This is a genomic window from Novosphingobium pentaromativorans US6-1, assembly GCF_000767465.1.
Taxonomy (GTDB): domain Bacteria; phylum Pseudomonadota; class Alphaproteobacteria; order Sphingomonadales; family Sphingomonadaceae; genus Novosphingobium; species Novosphingobium pentaromativorans.
Map to the genome: position 1 here is coordinate 45,071 of NZ_CP009292.1, position 26,809 is coordinate 71,879.

The 26,809-nt window shown below is 62.3% G+C and carries 16 protein-coding genes and 4 pseudogenes; 11 read left to right on the forward strand and 9 right to left on the reverse strand.

Annotated features, from left to right (window positions below):
- Nucleotides 1–490: 490 nt before the first annotated feature.
- The 3 genes from JI59_RS18935 to JI59_RS18945 are packed head-to-tail and all read right to left on the reverse strand — an operon-like array spanning nucleotide 491 to nucleotide 4,742.
- Complete coding sequence (locus tag JI59_RS18935; protein ID WP_007014110.1) at nucleotides 491–1,645, reverse strand: efflux RND transporter periplasmic adaptor subunit; 1,155 nt, start codon at nucleotides 1,643–1,645, stop codon at nucleotides 491–493.
- Nucleotides 1,645–4,008: an ABC transporter permease gene (locus tag JI59_RS18940; protein ID WP_007014109.1), complete on the reverse strand. Its 2,364-nt coding sequence runs from the start codon at nucleotides 4,006–4,008 to the stop codon at nucleotides 1,645–1,647. Before JI59_RS18940 ends, JI59_RS18935 begins: the two co-directional genes overlap by 1 nt.
- Complete coding sequence (locus JI59_RS18945) at nucleotides 4,005–4,742, reverse strand: ABC transporter ATP-binding protein (RefSeq protein WP_052117992.1); 738 nt, start codon at nucleotides 4,740–4,742, stop codon at nucleotides 4,005–4,007. The genes JI59_RS18940 and JI59_RS18945 overlap by 4 nt, the downstream gene beginning before the upstream one ends.
- A 515-nt stretch (nucleotides 4,743–5,257) precedes the next feature.
- On the opposite strand from JI59_RS18945, the pseudogene JI59_RS18950 reads away from it, so the two are divergent.
- The 5 genes and pseudogenes from JI59_RS18950 to JI59_RS18975 all read left to right on the forward strand — a co-directional run.
- Nucleotides 5,258–5,524 (forward strand): annotated as a pseudogene (locus tag JI59_RS18950) (IS3 family transposase); the annotation flags it as partial.
- 343 nt (nucleotides 5,525–5,867) lie between these two features.
- Nucleotides 5,868–6,113, forward strand: a complete 246-nt coding sequence (locus JI59_RS18955; protein ID WP_052117993.1) for an AbrB/MazE/SpoVT family DNA-binding domain-containing protein — start codon at nucleotides 5,868–5,870, stop codon at nucleotides 6,111–6,113.
- The gene (locus JI59_RS18960) at nucleotides 6,110–6,499 is read left to right on the forward strand and encodes a type II toxin-antitoxin system VapC family toxin (protein WP_007014104.1); all 390 of its coding nucleotides are present in this window, start codon (nucleotides 6,110–6,112) and stop codon (nucleotides 6,497–6,499) included. The genes JI59_RS18955 and JI59_RS18960 overlap by 4 nt, the downstream gene beginning before the upstream one ends.
- A 511-nt stretch (nucleotides 6,500–7,010) precedes the next feature.
- On the forward strand, nucleotides 7,011–7,520 hold the full coding sequence (locus JI59_RS18970) for a hypothetical protein (RefSeq protein WP_138921447.1): 510 nt from the start codon (nucleotides 7,011–7,013) through the stop codon (nucleotides 7,518–7,520).
- Between the two features lie 145 nt (nucleotides 7,521–7,665).
- Nucleotides 7,666–8,190 (forward strand): hypothetical protein, encoded by a 525-nt coding sequence (locus JI59_RS18975; RefSeq protein WP_039857669.1) that lies wholly within the window; start codon nucleotides 7,666–7,668, stop codon nucleotides 8,188–8,190.
- A 102-nt stretch (nucleotides 8,191–8,292) separates the two neighbouring features.
- On the opposite strand, the pseudogene JI59_RS18980 reads toward JI59_RS18975, so the two are convergent.
- Nucleotides 8,293–9,214 (reverse strand): annotated as a pseudogene (locus JI59_RS18980) (IS5 family transposase).
- 263 nt (nucleotides 9,215–9,477) lie between these two features.
- Here JI59_RS18980 and JI59_RS18985 point away from each other — a divergent pair.
- The 3 genes from JI59_RS18985 to JI59_RS18995 are packed head-to-tail and all read left to right on the forward strand — an operon-like array spanning nucleotide 9,478 to nucleotide 14,976.
- The gene (locus JI59_RS18985; protein WP_007014098.1) at nucleotides 9,478–10,866 is read left to right on the forward strand and encodes a TolC family protein; all 1,389 of its coding nucleotides are present in this window, start codon (nucleotides 9,478–9,480) and stop codon (nucleotides 10,864–10,866) included.
- Nucleotides 10,863–11,867, forward strand: coding sequence for a permuted SH3 domain-containing protein (locus tag JI59_RS18990; RefSeq protein WP_007014097.1), 1,005 nt, complete (start codon nucleotides 10,863–10,865; stop codon nucleotides 11,865–11,867). The genes JI59_RS18985 and JI59_RS18990 overlap by 4 nt, the downstream gene beginning before the upstream one ends.
- Nucleotides 11,868–11,871: 4 nt before the next feature.
- The gene (locus tag JI59_RS18995; protein ID WP_007014096.1) at nucleotides 11,872–14,976 is read left to right on the forward strand and encodes an efflux RND transporter permease subunit; all 3,105 of its coding nucleotides are present in this window, start codon (nucleotides 11,872–11,874) and stop codon (nucleotides 14,974–14,976) included.
- Here JI59_RS18995 and JI59_RS19000 read toward each other — a convergent pair.
- Nucleotides 14,960–16,312, reverse strand: coding sequence for a HAMP domain-containing sensor histidine kinase (locus JI59_RS19000; RefSeq protein WP_007014095.1), 1,353 nt, complete (start codon nucleotides 16,310–16,312; stop codon nucleotides 14,960–14,962). The two genes, JI59_RS18995 and JI59_RS19000, sit on opposite strands and share 17 nt — an antisense overlap.
- Before the next feature lies 1 nt (nucleotide 16,313).
- The gene (locus JI59_RS19005) at nucleotides 16,314–16,988 is read right to left on the reverse strand and encodes a response regulator transcription factor (RefSeq protein WP_039857693.1); all 675 of its coding nucleotides are present in this window, start codon (nucleotides 16,986–16,988) and stop codon (nucleotides 16,314–16,316) included.
- Nucleotides 16,989–17,320: 332 nt separating this feature from the next.
- Here JI59_RS19005 and JI59_RS19010 point away from each other — a divergent pair, with 332 nt between their 5' ends.
- Both JI59_RS19010 and JI59_RS19015 read left to right on the forward strand, forming a co-directional pair.
- Entirely contained in the window at nucleotides 17,321–19,483 is a 2,163-nt protein-coding gene (locus tag JI59_RS19010) for a TonB-dependent receptor (RefSeq protein WP_239000622.1), read from the forward strand.
- Between the two features lie 14 nt (nucleotides 19,484–19,497).
- Complete coding sequence (locus tag JI59_RS19015) at nucleotides 19,498–20,895, forward strand: metallophosphoesterase family protein (protein ID WP_160289746.1); 1,398 nt, start codon at nucleotides 19,498–19,500, stop codon at nucleotides 20,893–20,895.
- Between the two features lie 299 nt (nucleotides 20,896–21,194).
- On the opposite strand, the pseudogene JI59_RS19020 reads toward JI59_RS19015, so the two are convergent.
- The 3 genes and pseudogenes from JI59_RS19020 to JI59_RS19030 all read right to left on the reverse strand — a co-directional run.
- A pseudogene (locus JI59_RS19020) lies at nucleotides 21,195–21,809 on the reverse strand (IS110 family RNA-guided transposase); the annotation flags it as partial.
- A gap of 519 nt (nucleotides 21,810–22,328) precedes the next feature.
- Nucleotides 22,329–22,559: pseudogene (locus JI59_RS27430) on the reverse strand (IS66 family transposase); the annotation flags it as partial.
- Between the two features lie 802 nt (nucleotides 22,560–23,361).
- Nucleotides 23,362–24,978, reverse strand: coding sequence for a sulfatase family protein (locus tag JI59_RS19030; protein WP_007014090.1), 1,617 nt, complete (start codon nucleotides 24,976–24,978; stop codon nucleotides 23,362–23,364).
- A gap of 322 nt (nucleotides 24,979–25,300) precedes the next feature.
- On the opposite strand from JI59_RS19030, the gene JI59_RS19035 reads away from it, so the two are divergent.
- Nucleotides 25,301–26,797, forward strand: coding sequence for a sulfatase family protein (locus JI59_RS19035; protein ID WP_007014089.1), 1,497 nt, complete (start codon nucleotides 25,301–25,303; stop codon nucleotides 26,795–26,797).
- Nucleotides 26,798–26,809: the final 12 nt, after the last annotated feature.

The following is a 26,809-nucleotide window of genomic DNA, read 5'->3' on the forward strand; positions in this document are numbered from 1 at the left end:
CCGGAACGGCGGCTTCGCGCCGCAGATCAGGTCTAGGCTGCTCTACATTCATTCGCCTGAACGCGGCACGCGAATGACGATGGGTGCGGATGATTCGGAATGTTTCCTTTCAGATATGCACCAGCTGAAGCTGCCTTTCGTTCAGAGGAGCTGATTGTCAGCCTTGGGATGACATAAGGCCGGGACAGACCGATATGAGAACGCTGAGTAAAATTCGGCGACGGTAGCAGCGGGATAGTTTCGTCGCGGGCGGAGTAAAACCGGGCTACCTGTTTTCCTTCTTCAATGAGCGCAGGAGGATTGGGGATCTACACCGTGGAATTTTAACTAAAGGTGCGACCGGCAGCCTCGGAAGGTATGCACCTCGACCATCACGTGAGCATGCCTGGTGGAAATGCCAGACGCTACGCATAGTCTGAGGGCGCCAGCGGATTGGCAGCCATTGGGGAGTGCCACAAGAAGGCGCGGAGCACGACGATTGATTTCGCGCTCAGCGGGCCCTGATGCGGTCACCTTCCTTCAGGTCACTGGCCGGATTGAGCACGACACTGGCATTGTCGGCGAGGCCGTTGATCACTTCGCCGTAGTCGTCGTTGAGGTGATCGATCTTCACCACGCGCTCGCGGGCAAGGCCGCTGTCGTCAACAAAGACACGCCAGCCGCCATCCTTGCCGCGAAACAACGCGCCGATCGGCACCCGCAAGGCATCTGGCTTGCTCCACACGATGATCGTCGCGTCGATCTGGTATCCGTGACCAAGGCGGGTCGCTTGGCGCGCGGCGAAAGCGTCGAAGCCGATGACGACATTGACGCGCTGCTCCTCGATGCCAAGCGCCGAGACCTTGAGCCGCCCGTAAGGTTCGATGTATTTAACGCGGCCGATCAGCGGCTTCGAACCACCCCATTGCGTGATCTCCACACGATCGCCCGGCTTCACCCGCACCGCCTCGCGCGATAGCAGATCGACGACCACCTCGATCTTGTCAGGGTCGCCAATCGTGACGAGCGGCGTTCCTTCCGTGATCACGCCTTCGCTCTTTTCGGGAACCAGCAGCACGGACCCGCTCACCGGTGCGACTACTGCAACCGGCGCACCAGCCGTCGTGCCTCCTGGTTCACTGAGCGAAGCCCTGATCCGCTGCACCTCGGCCCGGCTCTGAGCGAGTGCGGCCTGCCCGGTCGAAACCCGTGTGCGCACTTGTTCGAGTTGCGCTCGCGAGATGAAACCGCTCGGCGCCAGAGACTCGGCGCGGGCAAGATCGCGCCGTGCCTGTGCCAGCTCGGCGGTGGCCCCGTCTTCGGCGGCTTTAGCGGATGCAAGCTGTCCGCGCAGTTCCTCCCGTGTCCGCCGATCGAGCGGCGACACCGGACGGCCGGTCATGCGGGTGATGATCTGGCCCCTGGCGACGGGGTCGCCGGCCTCGAGCGTGATGCGCGAGGCGAAGCCCGTTACGGGCGCGGAGACGACGTAAAGTTCCTTTTCGCGTGTCACGCCGTCATCGGTGACGCCCACTGCCATGGGGCCTTTGCTGGCGGTGCCCAGATCGACCAGCTTGGCCTCGGGCCAGAAGGCGTAACCGAAGGCAAGGAGGAGCAATCCTCCGATAACCAGGGCCCAACGCCAGCGCTCGAGGAACTTGCCCATTATTCGCGCGCCTTGAGGACGCGAACCATGTCGAGCCTCATCACGCGCCGCGCGACGAGCAAGGCTGTGGCCAGCGCCGCGACCAGCACCACCAGCATGGCAAAGCCATAGCTCGCGCGGGTGGCGGCGTAAGGCAGGCGGAATAGGTCAGAGCTGAACATTGCAGTCATGAGCTGGGCCATGGCATAGCCGATAAGGCAGCCGAGGGGCAGCGACAGCACCACCAGAAAACCAACTTCGCCGAGCAGCACGATCGCGACTTCGTCGCGCTGATAGCCCAGCACCCTGAGAGTCGCGAGTTCATGTGCCCGCTCGGAGAAGAGAATGCGCGCGCTGTTGTAGACCACGCCGATGGCGATGGCCGAGGCGAAGGCGACGTAGAAACTGATCATCGTCAGGATGTTGGTGTCGATCACTTGCGTGAACTTGATCAGGGCGGCTTCGCGCTCGGTTACGCCCAGTACCACCGGCATGTCCTTGAGCGCGATCAGAATGCGGTCGCGCGCCGCTGGGTCGATCTTGAGCAAGGCGGCGCCGACGGGTGCGGCGTCGCGCGCAATCCGTTCCTGCGTCGATCGATCCGCATAAGCGCGGGCGCCGACGGTCTCGTCGATGGTCCGCACCAAGGGTAGCACGGTTTTCGTGCGACGCCCGCCCAGAAGTTCGACTTCGATCGGATCGCCGATATGGGCGCCGAGTTTGTCCGCGAGCTGGCGGCTGAACATCAGGCCGCCCGGAGGCTGGGCGATCGTTAATCCCCGGCTGTCGATCCGCGCGGTGAGTTGCGTGTCCGGTTCGACGCTTTCGATTGCAGCGCGCTCGCTATGGCTGCCGAACCGAAGTTTGACCGGAATCGCCCGTGTCGCCTCCACGCGCAGCACCCCTGGTAACTGCGCGAGGGCGCGGATCACGTCCTCGTTGCGCGGTTCGGTGAAGGTGACAGTCAGGTCCTGATGTTGCGCTCGTGCGAATATCTGGTCGAGCATGCTTCGGCTCGCGTCAATGAATTGGAGAGTCGAAAAGAGCAGCCCTCCCGATAGCGCGACGCCGAACACGGTAATAGCCGATCGGCCCGGCCAACGGGCGATATGCCGTGCGATCATGTGACCGATGGCGGTGAAGCCGGCGAGACGTCCCAGCTGCTCGACGAGCCCCGCGCGATAGATCGGCGGCGGCGGTGGCGACATCGCGACCGCCGGTTCGAGCTTCACCGCCGCGCGCACGCCGCCAAGCGCTCCCAGCGCCGCCGCCGCCGCCGCAAGGCCGCCGGCTTGGGCAAAGACCTGCGGAGAGAGCTGATACTCGAGGAAGGGGAAGCGATAGTATTCCGCATAGAGCCGGGTCATGGCCTGCCCCATCCACACGCCTGCCAGCGAACCAAGCGTGATCGCGACGGCGGCGATCGCCAACGCGAATTTGAGATAGTGCGCGCCGATTGCCCAGTTGGAATAGCCGAACGCCTTAATCAGCCCGATCTGCTCGCGTTCGGTGCGGATCATCCGGCCAAGCACGATATAGACGAGAAAGGTCGAGACCAGCAGGAAAATCGGCGGGATCACGCGGGTCATGGCGTCCAGTTGCTTGAGTTCGCTATCGAGAAAGGCATGCGACAAATGATCCTCGCGCCCGTAGGCGCCGGTGCCGCCATAAGGTGCCAGGATTGTGTCGACCTTGCGGATCACATCAGACCTTGATGCGCCGTAGCCGAGCGTGAGCGAAAGCGCATTGATCGCCTCGCGCCGGTCGGTCGCAGCCTCCAGCGCCTTGCGTCCCATCCAGAAGATGCCGAAGCGCCGTTCATCGGGAACGAGATCGCCCGGCGGGAGGGCATAGATGTAATTGGGTGCAAGGCCGATGCCGACAATGTCGAGCACTTGCCGGCGGCCGTAGATCTGCGCGGTGATCTTGTCGCCTATGTCGAGCCCATTGGCCTTGGCAAAGCTCTCATCGGCTACCACGTCACTCGAATGCCCCGGACGCGGTAATGTGCCCTTGCGCAAGGTGATGGCATTAAGATGGGTGCGGCCGAACTCATCGACCGAATTGATAAGCGCGCGCACCGGTTCATTGCGTCCGGGAAAGTCGAGGGTCGCGTACTGTACGATATTACCTTCGGCGCGCTGCACCCCGGGTATCTGCGCTATCCGCGCGACGACGCTGCGCGGCGCGCGGGTCAGCCCCGCGAAGACGTCGGCGAAGTGGTTGCGCGCATAGTAAGCCTCACGCGTTGCGCTGAGCGAGCGATGGACGCCCACCGACAACACGAAGGTCGCTGTCGCGGCTGCCAGCACCAGCGCGATCGCCAGCGCCTGACCGCGCATCCGCCACAAGTCGCGTACCAGCTTGAGGTCGAGCGCCTTCACCAGCTGATCTTCCCCGGCTCTACCGGATGTTCGTTCACTTCGATCTTGGCAATCTGGCCGTCGCGGAAGTGCATCACACGATGCGCCATCGCCGCGATGCCGACGTTATGGGTGATGATGATCACCGTCGTCCCAAGCTCATTGTGCGCGCGCTCCAGCGTTTCGAGCACCCGAACGCCGGTGCTGCTGTCGAGCGCGCCGGTGGGCTCGTCGCAGAGCAGCACCCCCGGCCGTTTCGCAACTGCGCGCGCGACAGCGACTCGCTGCTGTTCGCCCCCCGAGAGCTGCGCAGGGTAATGTCCACGCCGTTCCGCAAGGCCAACCAGCGCCAGCGCCTCGGCAGGGTCCATCGGATCGTCGGCGATGTCGGTAACCAGCCGCACGTTCTCCTCTGCCGTCAGGCTGGGGATCAGGTTGTAAAACTGGAAAATGAAGCCGACTTCGGCCCGGCGATATCGGGTAAGTTCCCGATCATCGAACGCGGTAAGCTCGGTATTGCGGTAGAACAGCTTGCCAGATGTCGGCCGGTCCAGCCCGCCAATGATATTGAGCAGCGTTGACTTGCCGCTGCCCGAAGGACCCAGCAAGACCAGCATCTCCCCACGCGGGACCGCAAGATCGACGCCGCGCAGCGCATGGACCTGCGTCTCGCCCGTCTGATAGGTCTTCTCCAGGCCCGATCCGCTGAAAGCTAGATCGGTCGCGATACGATTGTCCGGGAAACCTGCGGCCATGACCACTCCCCAATAGTCCGCAAGGCGGCCCCTTTTGTTTCCTAAGCACAAGCTTTCGGTTGATGCGTCGAGCATTCAATGAGTGTCAGACTGGACCGCCACTGGCCTTGCGCACGATCAACAAGCATATGCAGGATGAACGCTGCAGGAGGCAAGTTGTACGTCGCAAAGACCACTCTCGCCAGAAGCAGCCGTCCACTGGTTGGAGCAGGAAGGACTGAATGGTCGGAATCCGCCACTCCCGGCAGGCTCCGACGCCGAGTCTACTGCCGCCAATAAAGGCGACGTTCCCGTTGTCTGAACGCTTCCTTGGAAGCTGCCGCTCGATGTCCGGAATAGACCCTGCGGAGCTCCGCGGCCAACCGTCGCGAAGGTCCCAATCCAAGGCATAGCGCCACGCTAGACATTGAACCGCACTATAAGCCGACATGATGCGTAAAGGTCAGATTTATCCATCAATAGGCATCATATGGTGAGCTATAAATGGAATTTTTATAACTCATGAAATGGAATTGGCAGCCTTCATCCAAGCTAACAATCTTGAGTACTCGATGCGCCGGAGCGGCAACTGCCATGACAACGCAGTGGCCGAAAGCTTCTTTTCCTCGCTCAAGCGTGAGCGTATCCGGCGCCGGACTTACAAAACATGCAAGGACGCTCGGCAGGAGGTGTTCGATTACATCGACATGTTCTACAACCCGGGACGTAAGCACGTCAGGAACGGGATGCTGTCACCCGCACAGTTCGAGCGGCAGCAGATCTTGAAAGTTGAAGGCGTCTAGAAAACTAAGGCACTACTTACTAGTGCCGCGCCAAGCAGAACTCACGAGCTTCCATCGGGCGTATAATGTTGCGCTCCGCGCGCGCCGGCAATCGGGCATGCGCTGGTTTATCGTCGCCACCGGCAATCCGTTTCAGCCTATCCGCACAAGCTGCCTGGCGCCCGGCAACGATGAGATCGTTCTCGCGCTTGTTGCATGAAGGGACTGGCCTCTCGCCGCGCCTGCCGCCTTCGATCGTTGTCGTGCCGAGCTGCGATCTTTGGTCCATGACAAGAGGTTTAAATTGTGGCATGCCTTATAAGTTATGTCACAATTTTGATCTTTAGCCATATGGGCCTGCGCTATGACAATCCAGATCTCAATAACACCTAGTGGAAGGTTGAGCTTGCCCGCCGATATTCGCAAGCGGCTTGGCCTTGCGGGAGGCGGCTCGCTGATCGTCGAGGAAACCCCTGATGGCGTGATCCTGCGCACTGTTGCCCAGTCGGTTGCGCATGCCCGCGCGATCGCCCGGAAATATACCGCTGACCGGCCTGATGCCTCGGTCGATACGTTTCTCGCGAACCGGCGTGAGGACAGTGGGGCGTGAGCGCATTTATTCTCGATGCGTCTGCGCTTCTGGCCATGCTCAGGGAGGAGCCGGGCGGTGACAAAGTGGCCGATGCGCTTGGCGATGCGCGCATGAGCGTGGTCAACTACGCGGAAGTCGTCAGTCACTTCATTCACATTGGCATGCCCCCACACGAGGTGGATGACATGCTGCATCCATTGCCAATTTCTCTTGTCCCGGCGGATGCCGATATCGCGCGGCTTGCGGGGCACTTGCGCGCCTTGACTGCTGACGCCGGACTGTCTCTGGGCGACCGCTTCTGTCTGGCGCTGGCCTTGATTGAGAATGTGCCAGCATGGACATCGGATCGGCAGTGGAGTGAAGTTGCCGAAAAGGTCGGTGTTGAAGTGGTCGCCATTCGTTGAAAATGGATGGAACAGGCAGCCGGCCCTATCGCCGAACCGCCAGCGATAGCTTTGGTTTGCTCAAGGAAAAGGAAGCAATGCGTCAGGCGCGGCTCGAAGCGCATCGCACCGAGATCGGGCATGGTGCCACAAGTGCCCCCGGCATTTGCGCCTAATAGGCATTCGCGAACGCGCGCAAACGGATCGCCGGCATCGCCGACGGCGCTACGAACAGTTGATGGATGTGCAGTCCGGCGATGAAACTACGCTAAGCGTGTCGAAATGTACCTAAATTGTCGAAATAATTGGATTAATCTTGGGATGCAGTGCGCCGGAACATTCCGGAAACGTCTATCTACATCTTGGCGTCATTACATAAGCATTACGTGCAAGTTCCGGCGGCTTTGACCTTCGAGAAAGGTGAAGCGATGCTGGTGAATTGGTCAGTGGCTGTCGCCTTAGGGTGAAAATTTCCACTGATGCACCCGGCACGCAGCCGGCCGGGTGCAGCCTCGACAAGGGCTGCCAGGCCATGAAGTACAAAGATGAAGAATACCGCGCCCGCGAAGCCCGGGCGCGTCAAGGGGCATCGACGCTCATCCGCCTTGCCGGTTTCGAGCCCGTCGATGAGCTCGCGCTGCTGCCTCCTGCCTTGCGGGAAGGCATCTACATTGGCTCGCTCCATCTCCTCATCCTGCCATCGGGCGGGGACTATCCCTACAGGCTCGAAAGCGCCGCAGCCGAGATCCGCCTAAATGTGCTGATCGTCGAGCCCGGTGTGACGACGCCTGGCCATCCGACCTTCTACTTCTCGCTGCTGCGCCCTGCGGGTGGGCGGATGCACTGGCACCGGGCCTTGCGGCTCTGGATCGACCGGGACGGCGCCCTGTTCCTCGTCCCCGATCGTTTCAGCGAAATGCCGCAAGGGCCAAGGTTCGAACTTCTCCCCAATGTCCTGCGACTGTGTGAGGAACCCTCGAGCCAATCCGGCCGGTTCGACCTCGGCATGCGCGTCGCCGACGCGCTGATGCTGGCGCCTTGAGGCCAGCGGTGCGCTGATCCGCAGCGCTGCCTGTCCCGGATGAAGGGATGAAGACAGCCCAGGTGGCAGAGCGGAATTGATGAAATTTTGCATGGCCCGTCCGCACGCTTTGCCAGCGCGGCGGCCCGGCAATGGAAACTACCCAATGAACATGATGTTATTTGACCGCCCGGCAACGGGCGAATGCCTGATGCCGCCCACGTCCCGGCGGGTGCTAAACCGGATGGGGGCGCTGGCCGAGGCCATCGGCGGGGGCATCGACCTCGATGCCGGTCCACATGATCCGCTCTTGGGCGGAACGATGGTCCTGCCTGAGGCCAATCTGGTGATTGCGGGCACGAATTGCCGGCGCCCGCTGCTGCTGCCCGAGGCGCTGTTGATCGCGCAAGCCTCGATGCACGATGTCGTCATGCTGCGCTTCGATGTCGACCGCGGCGCGAGCTTCGACCTGTTCCTGCGCGAGGGGCGCGACGTGAAGTGCTGCCATTTTGCCTGGCGATCGCGCGGCGGCGACATCTGGTTCATCCCGGCGAGCGGGAAGGGCACCTGCATCCGGGCGACCCGGCAGGGGCTGATCTTCGAAAAGTGGCCTCCCTTTGTCGTCCTTGAGCAGCGCGCGGCCGGGATCATTCGCGCCGTCCATCTGCCCTCCTTTGAAGGGGTGTGCTGACATGGCGAAGAAAGCTTCCACCGCTCAGACGAGCGAAGCCTCGAAGGGGCTTTGTTGCACAAATGGGCGCGCAGTTGTAGTTTCGCCGTTGTTGGCAAGCGGTTAGGCAACACGCTGAGTTTCGGGCGTTCCGAGTGCAATGAAGCGGTTGAGGATGGCCGCGCGGATTTGTAGCTGGGCGACTTGGCGATCGAACTCTCGTGCCATGACGCGTTCACCGAGCAGCTTGAAGCAATGCATCTTGGTCTCGACACGGCTGGGCTGGTGATAGCCGCTCCAGCGTTTCCAGATTGTCTGACCGAGGCGGCGGCTTGCACGAACGGTCTCATTGCGGGCTTTGACGCCCGGCGTGCTTTCGGGCCAGGCCCGCGCGTTACGGCGGGCGGGGATGACGGCACAGGCATGGCGTGCGGCGATAACATTGTGGCAGGCTTTTGTGTCGTAGGCTCCATGGGCGCTGACCGAAGCGACAGGTTGATCCTTGGCAATCTGCCCCAGCAATTCTGGCAGCATGGGGGCATCGCCAACCCGGCTGCTAGTAACGGATCTCCAGTGTTCGGGCGTCGACGCCCAGGTGGACCTTGCGCCACTGGCGGCGCTTGGAAGGACCATGTTTACGCGCGCACCACTCACCATTACCCGCGGCCTTGATGCCAGTGCTGTCTATCAGCAGGTGTAACGCCCCAGAACTGGGCCGGCAGGGAATTTCCACGAGCAGGGTCTTCTACCTGCGGCTCAGTGTGCTGAAGTCCGGCACCGGCCAATCGAGCCCGGCCATCTCCAGCAGGCTCGCAACCATGCCGGTGGTTTGGCGCAAAGGCAGCTTGAACAACGCCTTCAGCGTCAGGCAGGTCTGGATCGCGGCATCCGAGAAGACGGGCTGGCGCCCGCGCTTACCGGTGGGCGCAGACAACCACTGCATCCCGGGATCAAACCAGATCTGAAGCGAGCCTCGCTGTGCCAGCGCTGCATTGTAGGCTTTCCAGTTCGTTGTGCGGTAGCGTGCGCGGGGCAGTTTGCTCATCGCCGCCCCTTAACAACTTGGATTCACTATCGGAATCTCTCGGCCACTTATGCAACAAAGCCTTGGGATGATATAAAGCTGGGACAGACCAATAGGAAGATATCAAGCCGCGAAGTGCTCTGCCGTCATTCGCTCGCGGCTGTCGGCCATGTTTGATCGATGTCGTTTCAGAGATGCGAAACCTTGGGAATTTGCAATTCGCTGTCTTGGGGCTGACAATGTATGGGAGCCGTCACTTTTCAAATCAGGGGGTTGAACCAGCCTTGAAGCTGCACCTAGCTCCGCTGGCAGCGGCCCTGTCACTTGCCGGCTGCGTCCATTATGAACCGGCACCTGTTGATACGCAGACATTGGCGCGGCAGCGAGCTTCGGGCCGGCTCGACGAGGGTGTCGTCGCGGACAAAGTGCGGGCTATCGCACCGGAGGCGGCATGGGTGCCGGGGCAGTGGAACAAGCTGTCGCTGCTTGCGGCGGCGCTACTCTACAACCCCGACATCGCGGCGGCTCAGGCCGGGATCGAGACGGCTGAGGCGCAGGCGGGGGCAGCTAGGCAGGCCGCTGGAACCACCCTCACGCTAGCCACGGAATATGCGAACGACTCCAGTGCCAGTTCTCCCTGGCTGCTGGGCGGTGCGCTGGACATGCCTCTTGACATTGGGGGCGTTCGCCAGGCTCGTATCGCGAGCGCGGCATTCGCCGCCGATGATGCGCGCTACGTCTATGCCGACTCGGTCTGGTCGGTGCGCATGGCAATTGACCGGGCGCTGATAGACGGGATTGCCAACGAAGCACGGGCCAGCCTGTACCGCCAGCTTGCGGATCTGCGCGCGCGCCAGCTCGCCGCGGTGGAACGGCGCGTGGCGGCTGGCGCGGCTTCACGGACCGATCTCGAACGGATCCGGGCCGAGGGGGCCGACGCGGAGCGGCTTGCCGGGGATGCGAACCAAGCGGTTGTCGCGGCGAAAATCGCTCTCGCGGCGGCCGTGGGCCTGCCGCAGATATCGTTTGACGACGTCGTCTGGCCTGGGTTCCATAGCCCCGCACCGCTAACCTCGCAGATCGTCTCGCGCGAACAGGTCCGTCAGGCGATGCTGGCCCGGCCAGACATCCTGCGTACGATGGTAGCTTACGGCCAGGCCGAAGCAGCCCTGCGCGGCGAAGTGGCGCGCCAATATCCGCAGATCACACTCAGCCCGGGCTATACTTGGGAGCGCGGGCTGGTGAAGCTGCCGTTCAACATCGGCCTCGCGCTGCCGCCACTGGACCTTAATCGTCATGCTATTGCCGCGGCCGAGGCGAGCCGCAGCGAAAAGGGCAAGCAGGTTGAGGCCGCCGTTTCCGCCGCCCGCGCCGCCGTCGACAGCGCATTGAGCGAATGCGCTGCCGCGCGCGTCGCTCTGAAGCATATTCAGGGAACAGAGCTGTCCGCTGCCGAAAGTCTGGCTGGACGGGCAGACCGAGAGCTGGAAGCCGGATCGATCGATCGCGTTGACTGGGCCTCCGCCAAAGCCGGGGCATTGATGGCACGAATCAATGCCGGCGATGCGCTGAACCGGGTGCACTTGGCCGACGCCGCGCTGGAAGATGCGCTGCACCGTCCGCTGTCAGGGCCGGAACTGCTGATTGCGCAAAGCCAGGGAAGCGAAAAATGAAAAAGGGATTCGTACCGGCGCTCTGGGCTCTGCTGGGGGCCGCGATCATGGCACTTATGCTGCTGGCGGGCGGGGTTCTGCATCCGGTAACCGGCACTGCTGGCGGAGACAGCGATGACGCGGCGAGCGAGGCTGAAACCGCGCCGGAACAGGACGGCATTGTGCACCTCGATCCCGGGCCACTGGCCCGCGCCGCGATCAGGAGCGAACCCGTCGCCTCCGGATCGGCGCCCCGCCTTCTTGAAGGTTTCGCTCGTGTTCTGGACTTGTCCATGCTGGCTTCGATCGACGCCGATCTGACGACGGCGCGGGCGAACCTCGCCGCCTCGCGGGCGGAGGCAGAGAGGCTGGCCTCGCTGGCCGCACAGGACCAGAGCGCCTCGCGTCAGGCCGTCGAAGCGGCGCGGGCAAAAGCCGGCAGCGATGCAGCACAGGTCAGGCTGGCGGAGCGCCGCTTCGGCCTGGAATTCGGCCCGGGCCTTGCGAGGATGAGCGCTGCGGCGCGCAGTGCGCTGGTAGCCGATGCAGGCGCCGGCCGAGCGGCCCTGCTGCGCATCAGCATTCCGGGACGGCTGCCACTTCCCGGAACCCGCGTTCAGGTCAACGATGGCCTGCACACGCAGACCGTGCGGGTCATGGGGCCCGCCGCGAGCGCCGACCCGCAGTTGCAGAACGCTGCGGTGCTGGCAGTGCTGTCCGCTCCAATGGCCGCCAGCGCCATGGCTGGGCGTCAGTTCAGCGCAAGTGCCGCCGGGGAGGAAAAGCAGGACGGGGTGATCGTGCCGCGCGCGGCGCTGGTGCGCTGGCAGGGGCAGCTCTGGGCATACAAGGAAACCGGAAAGGGTACGTTCCGCCGGATCGCCATCGAAGAGGCCCGGCCGGTCGGATCCGGCTGGTTGGTAAGGCGGGGCCTGACGCCGGGCGATCGGGTCGTAATCGACGGCGCAACCACCCTGTTCGCAGTCGAACGCGGCAGTTCGGCGGTGCAGGAAGACGACTGAGCCGATGCTGAAACGGATCATTCGCCTGTGCCTGGGCCATCCGGTGATGGTCACGCTGGCGGCGTTCATGCTGCTGATTCTGGGAACGCTTACGGTGATGAAGGCGCGATACGACGTCTTCCCCGAATTCGTCCCGCCGCAGGCAGTGGTGCAGACCGAAGCCCCGGGAATGACACCTGAGCAGGTGGAGGCGCTGGTCACCCGTCCCCTTGAGGCGGTGGTCAACGGGGCCAACGGTGTGGCGATGGTGCGTTCGGAATCGGTGCCGGGCCTTTCGGTTATCAATGTGACGTTCGTCGATGGCAGTGATCCCTATCGCGCCCGTCAGGTGATTGCCGAGGCCGTGGCCGAAGCCGCCTCGCAATTGCCGGCCGGGGTCGATGCACCGAAGCTGACGCCGCTCACGTCCTCCACGATGGACCTGCTCAAGATCGGCTTTCTGAGCGACAAGCTGAGCCCGATGCAACTGCGCGACATCGTCGAATGGCAAGTGCGTCCGCGCCTGCTGGCGGCGCGCGGCGTCGCGAGGATCAACGTCTTCGGCGGCGAACAACGGCGCATCGAAGTCCAGGTAAAGCCGGCCGAGCTTGTCGCCCGCAACATGGCGCTTAGTGACGTTGAAGGCGCCGTCCAGGCGGCGACCGCGATCCGGGGCGGGGGCTTTGCGGAAACGCCGAACCAGCGCATTCTTGTTGAACCGACAAGCGGAGCGGTGACCCCGCAAGCCATTGCCGAAGCCGTGGTGCCGACGGGATCGGGCCCGGCGATCCGGATCGGAGACATCGCCGATGTCCGCTATGCGCCCGCGCCAAAGTACGGTGATGCGCTGATCATGGGCAGACCCGGCCTGCTGCTGACTCTATCCAGCCAGTACGGCGCCAACACGCTGGATACCACGCGCACGGCGGAAGCGGCGCTGGCAGACCTTCTGCCTGCGCTCAAGGCGCAAGGGATCAAAGTATATCCGGCGCTCCACCGGCCTGCGAATTTCATCCAGACCGCGCTGGCCGGGATACAGATCGACCTTCTGATCGGCGCGGCGCTGATCGCCTTCGTCCTAATGCTGTTCCTGCGCGATCTTCGGGTCGCGATGATCGCGTTCCTGTCTATTCCGCTGTCGCTTCTGGCCGCGCTGATCGTGCTCGATACGATGGGCGAGACGATCAACACCATGACCTTGGGCGGCCTTGCCGTGGCGCTGGGCGTGGTAATCGACGATGCCATCGTCGATCTGGAAAACATCGTCCGGCGCCTGCGCATGGCACCCGATGGCGCCAGCCGCGCCGCGATCATCGAGGCAGCGGCGATCGAGGTGCGCGGCCCGGTGGTCTACGCGACTTACGTGCTGGCGCTGACGATCATGCCGATCCTGTTCCTGACGGGGCTACAAGGCGCGTTCTTTGGCCCGCTGGCACTGTCCTTCCTGCTGGCAACGCTGGCCTCTCTGGCGGTTGCGGTAACGGTGACCCCGGCGCTTGCCATGCTCATGCTGGGTCAGACCAGGCCGCATTCCGAACCCGCCTTTCTGGCGCGGATCAAGGATGGCCATGCCCGACTGCTGGAAGCCGTCTGCGCCCGGCCCGGGCAGATTGCCCTTGCCAGTGCCATCGTCGGCATCCTGGCCGTCGCGGGTTTTTCCGCTTTCGGTTCGGAACTGCTGCCCTCGTTCCGGGAACGCCACTATGTGCTGTCCGTCCGCGGGCCGGCGGGCTCGTCGATGGCGTGGATGCACGAGCAGGGCGCGCGCATCTCACACGATCTCCTGACGATTCCTGGCATCGCGACCGTGGAGCAGCAGATCGGGCGCGCCGAAGTGGGCGAGGACATCTTTCCGCCTAGCGAAAGCGAAATCCACGTTGAGCTTAACGGCAACGTCGGCGGGCACGCGGAGCAAACGATCCTCGGCGAGATCCGCGCCGTGCTCGGCAGCTATCCCGGTATCAACACCGAAACGCAGACGTTCCTGGGCGATCGGATCGGGGAATCGCTGTCGGGCGAAACGGCCAAGGTCGCCATCGGCATTTACGGTGCCGATCTCGATACCCTGGACCGCGTGGCCGGGCGGATCAACGCCGTGCTGCGAACTGTTTCCGGCGCCGCCGACGTGCAGATGAAGTCGCAGCCGCAATCCCCGACGATGCACATCCGCCTGGACGCCGGGCGCATGGCGCTCCACGGCGTCAGCCCGTCCGATGCCCAGGACGCCATCGAACTGGCGTTCCAGGGACGCAAGGCGGCGCAGGTCGCCCAAGCGGACCGGATCACCGAGGTTTCGATGACGCTGCCGCCGGGCACGGTGAGCGATCCAGAGGAACTGGGCAAGGTTCTGGTGCGCGGTGCCGGCGGATCGACTGTCCCTCTCGGCGAGATCGCATCGCTAGCGATGACGGAAGGGCGGCCGCTGATCAACCATGTAGGCGGGCAGCGGTTGCAGGTGGTCACGGCTAACCCCACCCGCAACGACATCGCGGGTTTCGTTCACGACGCGAAGGCCGCGATAGCCCGCCAGGTTAAGCTGCCGCAAGGGGTCTATCTGGATTTCGGCGGCGAGGCGGCGGGGCAGGCGGCGGCCCAGCGGCAGCTCACGATCAACGTCGCGGTCGCCGCCGTGGGCATGATTGCCCTGCTGCTGCTAGCATTTGGCGGCCCGCGCCCCGCCGCGCTGATCCTGACCACCGCGCCGTTCGCTATGGTTGGCGGGGTAGTGGCCGTGGCCCTGACCGGCGGCGTACTCTCGCTGGGAGCGCTTGTGGGTTTTGTTACCCTGTTTGGCATTTCCGCGCGTAACGCGATCCTGCTCATCGCGCACACCGATCATCTCGTGTCTACCGAAGGCGAACCCTGGACAACGTCCACCGTGCTGCGCGCCACCCGCGAGCGCGTGACGCCGATCCTGATGACCGCGCTGGTGACCGGGCTAGGCCTGGCCCCGCTGGCGCTGGAAGCGGGCCAGGCGGGCCGCGAAATCCAGGGCGCCATGGCGATCGTGATCCTGGGCGGCCTGATCAGCTCCACAACCATGAGCCTGATTGCCTTGCCCGCCCTGATCCTTGCCTTCCGCCATCCCAAAGGTGAAATCGAACCCGCCCTGGTCACGCCCGGGGAATAGCCAGGGTAACCCGCAGCCCCGGGGCGTTGTCGGAGATCTCCATGTGCCCGCCGTGGGCGCGAACGATGGCCTGCACGAGGTTCAGCCCCAGCCCGTGTCCCGGTGTCGAGCGACTGGCTTCGAGCCGGGTGAAACGCAAGGCGATGCGTGCCCGGTCCGCGGCGGGCACACCTGGCCCGTTGTCGGCGACCGACAGATGGAACGCGATGGCATCCGATGCCAGCGTGACCGCGATTTCGGTGCCGGCTGGCGTGTGGATCTGGGCATTGTCGAGCAGGTTGATAATTGCCTGCGCGAGCAGTTCCCGATCTCCTTCGATGATGCAGCCCTGCTCCAGAGACCACGCCAGGCCGCGTCCGCCATCCTCCACCGCCGGCGCGTAGATTTCGCACAAGTCAGTGACGAATGGTTCCAGTTCGATCGGCGCGAAAGCCCGCCGCGAACTACCTTCCAGCGCGGATATGCGCAGGATCGCCGCAAAGAGCCCCAAAACGTCGTCGATCCGCTCGCAAGCATCCTGCAGTACAGCGCGCTGGGCCGAGGCATCGGGAGGCTGTGCCAGGCTGTGTTCGAGCTGCTGACGCAATTGCGCCAGGGGCGTGCGCAGATCGTGGGCGACATCGCTCGAGACTTGTCGCAAGTTGGCCATGAGCTCGGCGATCCGGTCCAGCATCGCGTTCAGCGTCGCAGCCATCCGGTCGAACTCATCGTCGCGCGGGCCGATCGGGATGCGCTCCTGCATCTGCCCGGCCACGATTGCCTGAGCCGCGTTGGCGACGCCAGCGAAGCGACCTTCCAGATAGCGGCCGATCAGCAAGGCGGCGGCGGCTCCGAAAAGGAGAATCGCAAGCAGCGCACTGCCGAACAGCGATAAAATGATATCGTCGAGCCGCTCGATATTTTCCTTGTCCGCCGCAACAACCAGCAGCGATCCGTTCTGTAGGCGGACTGTCAGCGCGCGACCGACATCGGGCCCATCGATCGGATCGAGAAAGCGCATATCGCTCCACCCCAACGGAGGCGGGGACGCATCCATGGCGCCATCGATCCGCTTCCCTTGCGGCGAGTAGACGGCATAAACCAGCTCATTTGTCGTGTTCCCAGCTTCCCGCTGTCGAATCGCGTAGTGCAGTTCACGCGCACCGCCTTCACGAAATTCGGCCACGAGCGAACGGGAGTCTTCGGCAATCTGGCCTTCCACCTGTGTTACAACCGCCCTGTGCGCAGCAAAATAGACGACACTTCCCAGCAGCACGTTGGCCAACGCGAACACTCCTGCGCTCGCGAAAGCGATCCGATAGGCGGCGCTGTCCAGCAGGCGGACTCGGCCCCTCATGTCAGGTCTCGTCGATCCTGTAGCCAACGCCCCTGACCGTTTGAATCACATCGCAGGCTCCGCTCTCGACCAACTTGCTGCGTAGCCGGCTCATGTGGGTCTCCACGATGTTAGTCTGTGGGTCGAAGTGAAAGCCCCAAACTTTCTCGAGCAGCATCTGCCGTGTTACCGTATCACCCTTGTTTCGCACCAGTTGCTCAAGCAGACGGAATTCGCGTGGTTGCAGGAGTACAGGCTGATCTCCGCACCGTGCCTCACGCTTGAGCAGATCCAAAACGACACCGCGCGCCTCCAGCATGAGGTCCGGTTGCACCGCCGCCGCGCGCCGCATCAAAGCATTGAGGCGCGCCAACAGTTCGGTAAACGCGAAAGGTTTGCCGAGATAGTCGTCGGCGCCCGTTTCGAGACCCTCGACCCTGTCGTCGATGCTGTCGAGCGCCGTCAACATCAAAACCGGTGCGCCAAGCCCCACTTCCCGCCAGCGCCGCAGCACGGACAGGCCGTCAATGCCGGGCAACATCCGGTCCAGCACCACGACATCCGGAATGGCCGCTTCCGCCATTTCCAGAGCCTCCGGCCCCGAACTGGCGTGCGCAACCGTATGGGACTCGGCCACTAGCCGTTCGGCGATCATGGCCGCCAGTTTCAAATCGTCTTCGGCCAAAAGCACGTGCATGGCATCACCTCCTTTGAACAGAGCGCCAAATGCTCGCGACATTGGGAATAATCAACAATCGCCTTGCCGCCAAATTCGGACATCAAAATACTGCAATAAAATGATTTTTCGATTCTTTTGAAGTCCGCGAGAACATTACAATTTCCCAATATTAGAATTGCAACAATGTTGACGTCGTTCCGTCACCCAACAGCCATAGCGGCCCCTCTCAGGACCACATATTCGAACCAGGGGGGACTCACCTAATGCATCGTCATGACATCCGATCACGTCAATTCGCCCGTCTTTTCGGCCTCAGTCTCGCGGCCCTTGCGACAGGCCTTGCCGCCCCTGTGTGGGCCGAAGAAAGCAATGCGGCGCCGGATACCGAAACTGGCATCGCCGAAGGTTCAAACATCATCGTCACTGGCACCCGTGCGAACGAGATTGCGCCGGTGACCTCATCTCTGCAGACCACGCAGCCGCAGGCGATCGTCTCGCGCTCCTTCATCGAGGACTCGCTGCCCGCCACCGCCGACTTCAATGAGCTTGCGCTGATCACGCCGAGCTTCTCCAATACTGGTGGCGACGGCGGCATGGGCATCAGCGAATCCAAAGGCCAGCTTCGCGGCTTCCAGGACGGCGAATACAACATCACCTATGACGGCGTGCCGTTCGGCGACACCAACGATCCGACGCACCACTCCAACACCTTCTTTCCCTCAAACACCATCGAGACCGTCGTCGTCGATCGCGGCCCGGGCAACGCCAGCAATCTCGGGCAGGCAACCTTCGGCGGAAGCGTGAACCTGTTCTCTCGCGCGACCCGCGAAGACATGGGCGCCAATGTCCGGGCGTCCTTCGGCACCAACAATACCTGGCTGATCCGGCCGATGCTTCAGTCGGGTGCGATCGATGCACTGGGCGGAACCGAAGTGCTGCTCGGCGGGCAGTATGTCCACACCGATGGTGTACGGTCCTATGCGCCCTATCACCAGCTCAACCTGTTCGGAAAAGCGGTCATCCCGATCGGACCTGACGTCAAGCTGACGCTGCTGTCCACCTACAACAAGAACCACTTCAACCAGCCCGACAACGATGGACCCACGCTTCAGCAAGTGGCGGATCACGGCAAGCACTACCTGCTCAACAACGACCCGGCTTCATCGCAGTACTGGAAGTACAATTACACCAACAAGACCACCGATTTCGAACTGGTCAAGCTGGAGGCCGATATCGCGCCGGGTGTGCGCTTCGAAAACCGGGCCTACACCTATTTTTACAACAACTCGACCTATACGGCGGCGGACACCACCGTCGAAGGCGGCAAGGTCTACAGCGCTTCGGGCCTGGGCGCGACGAGCCGCACCTCGGCTGATGGACTGCCCGGCTACGCAAAGCTCAACAGCTACCGCACTTATGGCGACATCATGAAGGCGATGATCCAGGTTACGCCCTGGGCCGAGATCACCGCCGGCGGCTGGATCGAGTGGAACGTCACGCACCGCAAGCGTTACGAATACGACATCTTCGCCGGCGGATACGGCAACTGGAACTACAACCAGAAGTACACCGTCGCAGGCGATCCCAACACGCACTATACCTACATCAACTACGATCAGGATTCCCACGGCAACCAGCAACAGCTTTTCGCCGAACTGGAGCTGCAGCCGGCGAGCGGGCTGAAGATCACGCCGGGCTTCAAATACCTGGAGTTTACTCGCTCGATCAGCGCGATCGCCAACCAGAAGACGCACACGCCCGCGAACTTCTCCAAGAGCTGGCATCAGTCCTTGCCGTTCCTGACCGCCAATTACATGGTGAAGGACAATCTGTCAGTCTATGCCCAGTACGCCAAGGGCTTCCTCGCCCCGCCGCTGAGCGTTTTGTACAACAAGGACCCGTCGAACAATACCTTAAAACCGCAGACATCGTCCAACTACCAGGTCGGCGCGGTCTATCACGGCTCGCACATTTCGGTCGACGCCGATTACTACTACATCGATTTCAACAACAAGTTTGCGAGTAAAAAGGTCGGCGGTGACACGGTTTTTTACAACCAGGGTGGCGTAGTTTATAAGGGTGTTGAAGGTCAGGTAACTTACGCGCTCGACAACGGGCTGGCGCTGTTCGTCAACGGGTCGCTCAACTCAGCCAAGGACAAGGACACCAAGCTGCAGGTCTCCAAGGCGCCCAAGGGCACGGCGGCGGCTGGCATTCTCTACAAGCATGGCCCGATCAAGTTCTCGTTGATCGATAAGTACATCGGCGTGCAGTATGCCGACGATGGTGATACGGCTGCCTACCGGATCGCGCCCTACCACAAGACGATTGTGTCGATCGGCTACGACTTCGGCATGTTCGCGGTTGAGGGCACGGTGTCCGACCTGTTCAACAGCGAAAAGGTTACTTCGATCGACATTAACGACGGTCCCGCCGGTGATATCAACGGCAACGATCAGTATCACTTCCAGCCGGGCCGCGAGGCCAGCATAAGCCTCAAGGCGAAGTTCTGACGATGCGGGCGGGCGTGGCTATCCTTCGGTTTGCCATGCCCGCCTTCGCCGGTGTGCTGACGTTGTCAGCCGCGCCCTCTCTTTCGGACAATGCCAATCTGGTCCAGGCGGCCTTCGTGGCCTTGGGCCCCGGCGGCATTCCGGTCGCCCGCGTCATAACCCAGGCGGACCAGTGCCCGGCCATTTCCGTGGACGGACACAAGCTGACCATGCAACTGCGCGCCGCGCCATCAACGGAGCCGCTCCGGCCGACAGCCTCCGCAGCGGAGCTTTCGAAACCCTCCGCCTTTCCGGTGCGCGTGTGCGAGATGGCCCTGCCGGAAGGGACGAAGACGGCCGTTCTTGGCGGACGCGCATTGCCGCTGCCGTCCAGTCACATCGACCGAATCGTCGTGATCGGCGATACCGGCTGCCGACTCAAGGCAAAGGATGATGCCTGGCAGGCCTGCAACGATCCCCGGCAGTACCCCTTCGCCCGGATCGCCGCCCGCGCCGCCGCGTGGAAGCCTGACCTCGTGGTTCACGTCGGGGATTACCTCTACCGCGAGAACCCGTGCCCCGACGGCAACGTGGGCTGCGCCGGATCGCCCTGGGGCTATGGCTGGGATGCCTGGAACGCCGACTTCTTCCAGCCCGGTTCGCCCTTGCTGGCCACCGCGCCCTGGGCTCTGGCCCGCGGAAACCACGAAAACTGCGCCCGCGCCGGGCAAGGCTGGTGGCGGCTGCTCGATCCCCGCCAGCTGCTTGCCGGGCGCGATTGCAACGATGCCGAAAACGACTCGCAAGGGGACTATAGCCCGCCTTATGCAGTGCCGCTGGGCAAGGGTGCGCAGGTCGTTGTGATGGACCTTTCGCATGCCGGCACGGACAAGATCGCACCTTCCGATCCGCGCATCGCCCAATATAGCCAGACCGCGCGGATGCTGGGAGTGATGGCGAAAGGTAAAGCCTTCACTTTCGCAGTCGATCACTATCCTTTCCTTGGGGTGACGGCCCAGGCCAAGCCTGGCGGCAAGATCAAGCTGGGCGCCGGTAACAAGGCCCTCAATCCAATCTTCGCCCAGCAGGACAGGCGCATCATGCCGAAGGGAGTCGATGTGCTTCTGGCCGGCCACATCCACGTATGGGAACAGGCCGACTTCGGCGGCGCCGAACCCAGCCAGTTCGTCGCCGGCTTTTCTGGTACGCAGGAGGACACCGTGCCGCTTCCTCATACGCTGCCTGCAAATGTCGTCCCTGCCCCCGCTACACCCATCCGGCAGTTCGATGCGGTTGTCGCATCCTTCGGCTTCATGACTCTCCAACGGACCGGCCAACGCGCATGGCGCGCAAGAGTTTTCGACGACGAGGGGAACGAACTGCGCAAGTGCCGAATTGATCGCAGGCGATCCAGTTGCCGGGCCGCTAGGTAAATGGCTCTCGGTCGTAGGCCGGGCCGCCGACATATGAACGGATGACGGGTTTCAGCAAAAGCAGCAGAGGTCTGGAACGACCGATTTCATGGCGGGTCCGGAAAGGCTGGTTCCCGGTTAAAATGTTGAAATGCTGCCCTTCGCTTGCGGCCCGTGCGGGCCGGCGGGAGGCGCCCTGAAAGCCGCTGTTCGCCGTTCCAAATCAGCTCGTCGGAAGCTGCCAAACATTCACGTCCAAGTCGGCGAACTGGAATGCCTGGGGCTGGGACAAGTACGAACCCGCTGGCGCGGGAGTGGTGCCTGGTGAGCAGAGCCCAAACCATGCGCGCCATCTTGTTGGCGAGCGCCACCGAGACCAGCATGCGGGGCTTGCGGGCCAGCATTCGCTCCAACCACGAGCCTTCCGGCGCCCCGAAGCGCGTGGCCTGGCGCACCATCGAACTGCCGCCGATGATCAGCAGTCGTCGGATGGTGCGCTCGCCCATCCTCGAGATGCTGCCCAGACGTTGCTTGCCTCCGATTGAATGTTGGCGCGGTGTCCGACCCAACCATGCCGCGAAATCGCGGCTCTTGCGGAAGGTCTCGATCGACGGCGCGAGTGCGAGGATCGCCGTCGCCACAATCGGGCCAATACCGGGGATGGTCATCAGCCGCCGGGCATCTTCATCTTCCTTCGTGCGCCGCGTGATCTCGCGGTCCAGCTCTGCGATGCGCTTTTCGAGCTCGGCCAGGTGCTCGATCATCAGCTTGAACATCGGCTGCGCGGCTTGCGGCAAAGTGGCGGTCATCCCTTCTTCCTCAAGAAGATCGGCCAGCATCGCCATGTGCGCCTTTCCGCGTGGAGCCACCCAGCCATACTCGACCAGGTGACCGCGGATCGCATTGACCAGTTGCGTGCGCTGGCGATCCATCAGCTCTTCAGGCGGCTGTAGACACGGCGTCGCAGCCTGTCGGAAGTGGCGGATTCCGACCAGGTACGGACGAAATTCCGTGTGTTCGGGGCACCTATGTGTCGTCAATCAAGTCCTTGCTTTGGCAGACGGGCCAAATGCGGTCGATGGCCCGTTGCGAAAGGAGTTATTCAAGGCCAAGATTCTTTAAGGCTGTAATATTTGTTAAATTACAGTTCTTTTCGGTAAGTGATTTAGGACTGTACCACGTGATAATGGTGTAATCTTTTAATATTTAGGTTGTGTGTAATTGCCCATAAGAATAACCATAATTATATGGAATAACAATATTTCTGTAACATTTATTTGCAAACTCAACAGTTTGAATTCAAACGAGATTATGCATAGCAGGATTTTATTCATAGTATCTGCGGAGGTGAGGGGGGTCTGTGATGGTAGGTCGTGTCCTCTTAGGGCCCAGTGCTTTATCCAGACTTGGAGTCTAAAGTCCTCCGACTTGACGCGGGGTGAGCGAAATTCATTGCCGCCCGAAGGTCGGACGTCGCGGGCATAGGCCCAAAGCTGGCCTGCCTTTGTCCGCCCGCGGCCCGGATCAAGTACCGGCGCCGTGGTCTCATCGGCGAACAGCCGCTGTGATCGTCGCAATCGTTCAAGAATGTGATCGCGCAAGGGCCGCAGATACCAAGCTGCCAGGCCGACCCAGTCAGCCAAGGTGGGTCGGTCGAGTTGAATACCCTGGCGGGCGTAGATCTTCACCGCCACACCGTCGATCTCCAGCTCGACAGCTGCTTGTGCTGTACGACGTCGACGGCGGGGACGCCGTGTAGGAGGATCAGGCAACGTGCTCGTCTCCATTACGGCAGGCACGAACGCGACCGCTCCCGGCTCTGTCGCAGGCAGTGTCACACCTTCGGCTTCAAGCCGCTTCCGCAAATCCCGCCGCCGGGCGTAAACCTGCGAAGGATCAAGCTCATGCCGACGCGCCGCCGGGCTGACGCCTTCACTTCGGGCTGCCACTCCCGACGCTTGCCAGCGCCCGTGAACACCTCGAAGCGCTGTGCGCCCCTGCTCACAGGATCATCACCCGAGATTATCATAGTAGTTGCAGCGCTCTCCCGCCCAATCAGGGCGCGAAGACTCGGCGCTCCTTTCAAGCCTGCAAGGTGGCCCCGGAACAGCGCTTACCGTGAGACACTGTCCAGCTACAGTGATCTTCCGAGGCCACCAGTAATTGCTGCCTCGAAGGACGAGATTGGGGACTGCCATGCGCAAATGCCTTCGCGTGTATAGCGAGGGGTACAATCTGGGGTGCGGATCCTACCTTCGCTCGTCTCAACGAAGCATTTTCGATGACTTAGAATAAAATGGTCGTGGAGAGAGGATACGCACCGGCCGTATCTCCGGCATTGATCATTGCGAAAAATCGACAGACTGGGGTCGTATGGCTTTCTTGCGAATCTCCTTCTGGATGTTCCGCACTCGCATTGGTGCGCACGGTGCTCTTTTCTCGAAAGCCAGAGTTTGATGACATCGCACCATTCTACCTATCGCCGCCTTACCGGCCGGTAGCAACGCGCGCCTGCGCCCCGCTCTCGCCGAAGTCCGGGGTGGGATAATAGGGCGGCGTGTCGCGCCGATCCTTGTCCTTGGGCGGTACGCCGGTGGTCCGGATGTAATGGTTCATCAACGACAGCTGCATGGCATTCACGGTGGATGCAGCCTTCGGATCGGCGGCGCGGTTGCGGGTCAAGCCGCTGTCCCGGGCGCGGTCGTAAAGCTCGCTCGTCTCTTCGGGACGAGCGATGAAAGTCGTCTCGCGGGTCTTGACCGAAGCAACCCGGGCCACAGTCTTGGGCTGAAGGTTCTGCAGGTCGGTCTTGGGTGCATAAAGCCCGCCGAGGCGCGGCTCGAAGGCCTGTGGTTCGTAAGTGTTGTAGCCGCCTTCGCTGAAGGCTGCACGATCGGGATCGCCCGCCGCTCCCTGCAACTGCGGTATCAGGGAAACGGCAAAGTGGGTGTGCGTCGCTCCGGTCCCGGCAAGCTCCAGCATGGTGGGCATGATGTCGTAGAGTTCGGTCATTTCCTCCACGACATGTCCCGCCTTGCCACCGGGCGCGCGGATGATCAGGGGAACATGGGTCAGGCAATCTTCAAGCCCCGCCGGCCATTTTTCGATAAGGCCGTAGTCTCCTGCGTAATCGCCGTGGTCGGACGAGGCGATGAGCGCGGTATCGTCGGCATGCCCTGTGCGGTCGATGGCGTCCATCAGTTCGCCGAGCAGCCAGTCTGTATAGCTCACTTGTCCGTAATAGGTCGCGCGGACCTGGCGAAGCGTGGCATCGCTGACTTCGTCGAGGCGATAGGTTTCCCGGATGGCGCTGTGGAACAAGGGCTTGCCCGGCAGTCCGGGAGGGATCAGCGCGGGAAGCGCTGAGGGATCGTAAAGCGTGTCGAAGCCGGTCGGCGCGCGATAGGGCGGGTGGGGGCTGCCGGTGGGCAGGAAAATGCAGAAAGGCCGATCGCGATCGCGCTGTTCGAGCACCGAAATAGCCCGGGACAGCAAGGTATAGTCACGCGTTTCGCGCGGGCCCACGGCATCGGGCTTGAGCATCGTCAGGGGCTCAGCAGGCTCCGCGCGATGCTGCTTGGGAACCGATTGCGGCAAGGGCGAGGGATTGTCGAACCATTCGGTTACGCTGTCCGGAAAGCATTCCTGCGCCAGCGCGTCGTTCTTGCCGAACCAGTAGACATCGTATCCGGCCTGCTTGAGGTAGCGGAACATGTTCGGCTCGTCGGGCCTGAGAAAGTAGTAGAGACTGCGATGACCGTGCACGCTTGTCGGCCAGCCTGTCAGCAGGCTGCAGCGCGAGGCGCCGCAGACAGGGAACTGCACGTGGCACTGGGCGAAACGCGTACCTTGCCCGGCAAGCCTGTCATAATTCGGGGTCTTGCACACCTGGTTGCCGTAACAGCCCAGCGCGTCCGCGCGCATCTCGTCGGGGAAGAAGAACACCAGGTTCGGCCGCTTGCCGTCGCTTGCAGGCATTGCCGACGGACGACGCACCGGGGTAAGGCTGTTGGCGCGGGCCCCGTCCATCGCCATCGTGCCGGCTGCGACGCCAGCCGCGAGCGCCATGAAGTGGCGGCGCTTCATTTCGATTCGCGATTCCATGTCCTGTCGTCCTCTCCCTGCAGATTGCTGCATTCTTGAAGTAAAGCCGGGTTAGCCCGGCCCCAAGGCTGCGCCCTCTGGATATAGCGCTAAATTGAACGATGTTGCAAGGTCGGCCGATGCCTTTGCCGGCTGGGCCTTTCTCTGAACGCCACCGTCCAGGACGAAGTGAGCGCAGCGCCGGCAAGAGCAGAGCCGTCTTGACAGCACCGCCCGATGCACTTAGCAATTTAGCGCTACAATTCACTCACAGACAGGGAAGCGCTTCGGCCGATCCGCTTGTGGGGCGCGATAGCGGCGTTGGGACAGAGGAACGAATCAAGTGGCAGGCTTCGGCAAACGCGATGTGCTCAAGGCGGGCGTGGCAGGCATGGCCATGGCGCTCATGCCCAGGGGCGTGAGGGCCAGGAGCTATCGGCAACCGGTGGATCGGCGTGGCGCGCCCAACCTGCTGCTGATCACTTCCGACGATGTCGATTGGTCGGCACTCGGTTTCATGACCGGTCGCAAGGGGCTGACGCCCAACCTGGACAAGCTTGCGGCACGCAGCCACGTATTCGAGCAAGTGCGCACGGTCGCGCCAATCTGCATGCCATCGCGGCAGGCGATCATGAGCGGCAAGTTGCCGCATCGTAATGGCGGAAATGGGTTCTTTCCCATGTTCGAAGGTACGCCGACCCTGTGCAGCACGCTGGAGGCAGCCCACTATTACTGCGCAGCCAGCCACAAGATCGGCCACATGCAACCGGCTTCGTCTTTCCCCTGGCGCAACAGCGCGGAAGGCAAGGACCGGCACCCGATGGTCCACGCCGCTTTCCTGTCGCTGGCCATAACCGAGGCCCAGGCGCAAATGATGCCGTTCTTCGTGAACTGCAACATCAACGATCCGCACCGCCCCTTTTACGGCAGCCCGGTCGGTCTCGCCATGGACAACGACAACCGGGGGCCCTTCAGGATTCCGCACGAACTGGGACCGGACGATGTGGTCATTCCGCCCAATCTCGACGATCTGCCCGATGTGCGGGAGGAACACGCCCAATACTGGAATTCCGCCCAGCGTCTCGACATTGCGGTCGGGCACATTCTCGATGCGCTGGAAGCGAGCGGCGAGGCGGACAACACGGTTATCCTGTTTGTCGCCGATCACGGCATGCCGATGCCCTTCGCAAAGGCGACCTGTTACGACCACGGCATCCGCACGCCCGTCATCCTCAATTATCCGGGCATGGGTGCGCCGCGACGGTTCGACAACCTGACGACCAATCTCGATATACTTCCAACGCTGTGCGATTTGCTGGGCCAGACCGCGCCCGAAGGTATCGACGGCGATTCCTGGGTGCCGATGCTGAAAGGCGGGGCAAGCGTCGACCGTCCGTTCGTGACCTCGTTCGTCGACTATGTTTCGAGCGGCATGCATTATCCCATGCGCACGCTGCAGGACCGGCGCTGGGCCTTCCTGGTCACCCCGTGGTCGGATGGCGGCAAGACGAAATTTCGCGCTGAATCGATGTTCGGCCTGACATGGCCGGCCATGGTGGAACGCGCGAAGAGCGATCCCGCGATGGCACGGCGAACGGCCCAATATACCGAGGGTTATCCGATGGCCCTCTATGATCTCAAGAACGATCCCGGTCAGCGACACAATCTCATCGATGAGCCTGAACACCAGGGGCAGGTCGAACTCATGAAGAAGCTCATGCTCGACGAAATGGTGCGCACCGGCGATCCCCAACTCGAAAATTACCGCCGGATGCTGGCTGGCCAGCCAGCTGAAGTGGTCCAGGAACCCGAACGTTATCGTTTGCACCGCGATGATTGATGCAGCGTGCAG

What these genes read in the sequence shown, in the direction of transcription:
- JI59_RS19000 (WP_007014095.1), bottom strand. Translation starts at nt 16,312, where the DNA reads ATGAGGGGCCGAGTCCGCCTGCTGGACAGCGCCGCCTATCGGATCGCT.
- JI59_RS18945 (WP_052117992.1), bottom strand. Translation starts at nt 4,742, where the DNA reads ATGGCCGCAGGTTTCCCGGACAATCGTATCGCGACCGATCTAGCTTTC.
- JI59_RS18995 (WP_007014096.1), top strand. Translation starts at nt 11,872, where the DNA reads ATGCTGAAACGGATCATTCGCCTGTGCCTGGGCCATCCGGTGATGGTC.
- JI59_RS18970 (WP_138921447.1), top strand. Translation starts at nt 7,011, where the DNA reads ATGAAGTACAAAGATGAAGAATACCGCGCCCGCGAAGCCCGGGCGCGT.
- JI59_RS18990 (WP_007014097.1), top strand. Translation starts at nt 10,863, where the DNA reads ATGAAAAAGGGATTCGTACCGGCGCTCTGGGCTCTGCTGGGGGCCGCG.
- JI59_RS18955 (WP_052117993.1), top strand. Translation starts at nt 5,868, where the DNA reads ATGACAATCCAGATCTCAATAACACCTAGTGGAAGGTTGAGCTTGCCC.
- JI59_RS19005 (WP_039857693.1), bottom strand. Translation starts at nt 16,988, where the DNA reads ATGCACGTGCTTTTGGCCGAAGACGATTTGAAACTGGCGGCCATGATC.
- JI59_RS19030 (WP_007014090.1), bottom strand. Translation starts at nt 24,978, where the DNA reads ATGGAATCGCGAATCGAAATGAAGCGCCGCCACTTCATGGCGCTCGCG.
- JI59_RS18935 (WP_007014110.1), bottom strand. Translation starts at nt 1,645, where the DNA reads ATGGGCAAGTTCCTCGAGCGCTGGCGTTGGGCCCTGGTTATCGGAGGA.
- JI59_RS18975 (WP_039857669.1), top strand. Translation starts at nt 7,666, where the DNA reads ATGAACATGATGTTATTTGACCGCCCGGCAACGGGCGAATGCCTGATG.